The sequence below is a fragment of the Streptomyces sp. SM1 genome (genome assembly GCF_002910825.1).
Lineage (GTDB): Bacteria > Actinomycetota > Actinomycetes > Streptomycetales > Streptomycetaceae > Streptomyces > Streptomyces okerensis.
Genome location: NZ_NEUB01000095.1, coordinates 1 through 3,811 on the forward strand (window position 1 = coordinate 1; position 3,811 = coordinate 3,811).

The 3,811-nt window shown below is 71.6% G+C and carries 6 protein-coding genes; 5 read left to right on the forward strand and 1 reads right to left on the reverse strand.

Annotated features, from left to right (window positions below):
* From pgsA to B9S61_RS02120, 5 genes are all read left to right on the forward strand, one after another.
* Positions 1-631 (forward strand): CDP-diacylglycerol--glycerol-3-phosphate 3-phosphatidyltransferase (pgsA, locus tag B9S61_RS02100; RefSeq protein WP_103540652.1); only part of this gene is annotated, 631 nt, incomplete at its 5' end.
* Entirely contained in the window at positions 628-1,173 is a 546-nt protein-coding gene (locus B9S61_RS02105; RefSeq protein ID WP_103540653.1) for a CinA family protein, read from the forward strand. The genes pgsA and B9S61_RS02105, both read left to right, overlap by 4 nt.
* A 109-nt stretch (positions 1,174-1,282) precedes the next feature.
* The gene (locus B9S61_RS02110; protein WP_046591591.1) at positions 1,283-1,663 is read left to right on the forward strand and encodes a helix-turn-helix domain-containing protein; all 381 of its coding nucleotides are present in this window, start codon (positions 1,283-1,285) and stop codon (positions 1,661-1,663) included.
* A gap of 201 nt (positions 1,664-1,864) precedes the next feature.
* The gene (locus B9S61_RS02115) at positions 1,865-2,335 is read left to right on the forward strand and encodes a Dps family protein (protein WP_103540654.1); all 471 of its coding nucleotides are present in this window, start codon (positions 1,865-1,867) and stop codon (positions 2,333-2,335) included.
* A gap of 7 nt (positions 2,336-2,342) precedes the next feature.
* The gene (locus B9S61_RS02120; RefSeq protein WP_258039508.1) at positions 2,343-2,630 is read left to right on the forward strand and encodes a hypothetical protein; all 288 of its coding nucleotides are present in this window, start codon (positions 2,343-2,345) and stop codon (positions 2,628-2,630) included.
* A gap of 38 nt (positions 2,631-2,668) precedes the next feature.
* Here the strand turns inward: B9S61_RS02120 and B9S61_RS02125 are convergent, their stop codons facing one another.
* Positions 2,669-3,487, reverse strand: a complete 819-nt coding sequence (locus B9S61_RS02125) for an Fpg/Nei family DNA glycosylase (protein ID WP_103540655.1) — start codon at positions 3,485-3,487, stop codon at positions 2,669-2,671.
* Positions 3,488-3,811: the final 324 nt, after the last annotated feature.

Here is a 3,811-nt window from a genome sequence, read left to right on the forward strand (position 1 = left end):
GAGGCCGGCCCGGGGCGCGAAGATCGCCGCGGCCGCCGTCAACCAGGCCAGCGTCTGGAACATCGCCAACCTGCTGACCATGCTGCGGCTGCTGCTGGTCCCGGCGTTCGTCATGCTGATGCTCGCCGAGGGCGGGAACGACCCGGCGTGGCGCTCGTTCGCGTGGGCGGCCTTCGCCGTCGCCATGATCACCGACCTGTTCGACGGTCATCTGGCCCGCACCTACGACCTCGTCACCGACTTCGGGAAGATCGCCGACCCCATCGCCGACAAGGCGATCATGGGCGCCGCGCTCATCTGCCTCTCCGCGCTGGATGATCTGCCGTGGTGGGTCACCGGGGTCATCCTCGGCCGGGAACTCGGCGTCACACTGCTGCGTTTCCTGGTCATCCGCTACGGCGTCATCCCGGCGAGCCGGGGCGGCAAGCTCAAGACCCTCACCCAGGGCATCGCCGTCGGCATGTACGTGCTGGCACTGACGGGATGGCTGGCGACGCTGAGGTGGTGGGTGATGGCCGCGGCGGTCGTGCTGACCGTGGCGACCGGACTCGACTATGTGAAACAGGCCATTGTGCTCCGCAGGCAGGGAATCGCCGAGCGCAAGGCGGCGTTGGAGGAGACGGAAGCGTGAGCTCCACGGCCACCGAGGTGGTGCGACTACTCACCGTGAACGGTGGAACGCTTGCCGTCGCCGAGTCGCTGACCGGTGGCCTGGTGGCGGCGGAGATCACCTCTGTTCCCGGGGCGTCCAAGGTCTTCCGCGGGTCGGTGACGGCCTACGCGACCGAACTGAAGCACCGGCTGCTCGGTGTGGACGCCACTCTGCTGGCGCAGCGGGGAGCGGTGGATCCGCAGGTGGCGGCCCAGATGGCGGCCGGCGTCCGCGAGGCACTGGGTGCCGACTGGGGCGTCGCCACCACGGGCGTCGCCGGCCCGGACCCGCAGGACGGGCAGGCCGTCGGGACGGTGTTCGTGGCCGTGGCCGGACCGTCCGGAGCCGGCTCTGTTTCCGCCGGTGGCGGAAAAGTGCAGCGTCTGCGGTTGAACGGCGACCGTGCGGAAATTCGTATGGAGAGTGTACGGAGCGTACTCGCGCTGCTTCTGACGGAGCTTGCGGGCGAACAGACCGGGAATGAGCGGGCACAGGATACGGAACGGAACGGGGGGTTTTGATGTTTGCAGCCCTGAGTGAACACGACATCGCTCCCCGCACGGCCGCGGCACTAGGCGGTACGGTGGGGCGAGAAGGATGCGGCTACGCGGTCCGAGGAGGGAGCCACCGATGATTCTGCTCCGTCGCCTGCTGGGTGACGTGCTGCGTCGGCAGCGCCAGCGCCAGGGCCGTACTCTGCGCGAAGTCTCCTCGTCCGCCCGAGTCTCACTCGGCTATCTATCCGAGGTGGAGCGGGGGCAGAAGGAGGCTTCCTCCGAGCTGCTCTCCGCGATCTGCGACGCGCTGGACGTACGGATGTCCGAGCTCATGCGGGAAGTGAGTGACGAACTCGCCCTCGCAGAGCTGGCCCAGTCTGCTGCAGCGACCCCCAGCCAGCCCGTACCCACGCCGGTTCGTCCGATGCTGGGTTCCGTATCGGTGACCGGTGTGCCACCGGAACGGGTGACCATCAAGGCGCCCGCCGAAGCGGTGGACGTCGTCGCCGCGTGAGCACGGTGCTCGTCGCCTGCGCGGTGTGAGGTGTGGGATGCCCCGGTAGGGGCCCTTCCGGGAAGGTCCGGAGGGGTGCCGCCGGGGTTTTTCGCGTCCGTGACCGGTCCGTCGCGCTGCCGCGCGCGTCGCCGTGTGCGTTTGCCGGTGCGGCCCGGGACCGTCATCGTTGAAGGACGGGGGTCAGCCACGGAGGTGCGGATGTACGTCGTGAAGAGCCCGTTGTCCGACGAGAACCTGAAGACCGTGTCCGATGCGCTGCAGGGCGCCCTGGTCGACCTGGTGGATCTCGCCCTGGTGGCGAAGCAGATCCACTGGAACGTCGTCGGGCCGCGCTTCCGCTCGGTGCACCTCCAGCTCGACGAGGTCGTGACGCTGGCGCGTACGCACTCCGACACCGTCGCCGAGCGGGCCGCAGCCCTGGGTGTCTCGCCCGACGGGCGCGCCGCGACCGTGGCCGTCGGCAGCGGGATCGGCGTGACCCCCGAGGGCTGGGTCGACGACTCGGCCGCGGTGGGCGCGATGGTGGACGCGCTCGGCGCGGTGATCACCCGGATGCGTGAACGGGTCACGGCGACGGCGGACCCCGACCCGGTGAGTCAGGACATCCTGATCACGGTCACCGGCGACCTCGAGAAGCAGCACTGGATGTTCCAGGCCGAGAACGGGTGACCCGGCCATGGGGGCCGCCGGCCCCGAGGGTTGCGGCTCCGGAGAGGTGACGACGGGGCGGGCCGTGCGCCGGTGGGCCCTGGTGGCGTGCGGACTGCTGTGGTGGTGGGCGGTGGCGCGACTGCTGCTGATACCCGGTTCCGGTGCGCTGGAAGGGGCGGTCGCGGCCGGTGGATGGGGACTCAGCGTGCTGCCGGTGGATTGCGTGCCCAAGGCGCGGGCGGACGGCGCCCTCGCGGCGGGGCGGTGGCGGCGGGCCTGGCGCCCGGGCGCCGGACCGGACGAGGAGCGCTGACGATGTGCCCGGCGCGCTACGTGCCGTGCCGTGTGCGGTCAGCGGGGACGGCCCTGTGACCGTGCGGGGGCCGGGCCCGGCTGGCAGGTGGGGCACCAGTACGTGGGGCGTTCGCGTGAGCCGTCGCCCTGGTCGGCGAGGCGGATCGGCGTGCGGCAGCGCAGACAGGGGCGACGGGCCCGGCCGTACACGAAGAGCTCCTGTCCGCGGCGGCCCGTCGTACTGCGTACCGGGCGTTCGCGGTTCAACTCCAGCAGCTTCCTGGCGAGTTCCGGCAGCTTCTCGGTGCGATCGGCGGACAGCTCACCCACGGGGAGCCAGGGGGTCACGCCGAGCAGGAAGCAGAGTTCACTCTTGAAGACATTGCCGATACCGGCGAGGTTGCGCTGGTCGAGCAGGGCCTCGCCGAGCGGGCGGGACGGCTCCCGCAACAGGTTGGCCAGCGCCGCGCCCGCGTCCCAGTCCGGGCCCAGGAGATCGGGGCCGAGATGGCCGACCGCGCGGTCCTCGTCGGCGGTCCGCAGCAGTTCCAGGACGGGCAGCCGGTAGCCGACGGCGGTGCGGTCGGTGGTGCCGAGGATGGCGCGGATCTGGTGGACGGGGCCGCCGTTCCACCGTTGCCCGTCCGTGTACACCCTCCAGGAGCCGTCCATCCTCAGATGCGAGTGCAGGGTCAGGCCGCCCTCCAGGCGGGTCAGCAGGTGCTTGCCCCGCGGGGTGACGTCCAGCACGGTACGGCCGGTGAGGTCCGCCGTGGCGTACCGGGGCACCCGCAGGTCGCTGCGGGTCAGCACCCTGCCCGCGAGGGCGTCGTGCAGCCGTCGCGCGGCCTGCCAGACCGTGTCTCCTTCGGGCATGCGTCCAGGGTGGCACGCGAGGACGGCGCGGCGGGCGTGCGGCCGTTCCGTCCGGCCGGGGTCGCGGACCGGAGCTCCCGGGGACGGTGGCGGCGGGTCTCCGGGGGTGTCCTACCGGTATGCGTGCGGAATCGGTGTGCGAGGTCGGGGACGCCGGGGTCAGGTGCGCGGTCGTCGCGGTGGGGTGCTGGAGTCCGTGGTGCCGGCGGGGTGGTGGTGGCGGGCTTGGATGTGTCTCACCGTGGGGCGCTCCCCGGCAACGCCGGGGTCAGGCGCGCAGGCGTAGGCCCCGGGGTGTGGCCACGAAACCCGCGGCCTCCAGCA

What these genes read in the sequence shown, in the direction of transcription:
- B9S61_RS02125 (WP_103540655.1), bottom strand. Translation starts at nt 3,487, where the DNA reads ATGCCCGAAGGAGACACGGTCTGGCAGGCCGCGCGACGGCTGCACGAC.
- B9S61_RS02115 (WP_103540654.1), top strand. Translation starts at nt 1,865, where the DNA reads ATGTACGTCGTGAAGAGCCCGTTGTCCGACGAGAACCTGAAGACCGTG.
- B9S61_RS02120 (WP_258039508.1), top strand. Translation starts at nt 2,343, where the DNA reads ATGGGGGCCGCCGGCCCCGAGGGTTGCGGCTCCGGAGAGGTGACGACG.
- B9S61_RS02110 (WP_046591591.1), top strand. Translation starts at nt 1,283, where the DNA reads ATGATTCTGCTCCGTCGCCTGCTGGGTGACGTGCTGCGTCGGCAGCGC.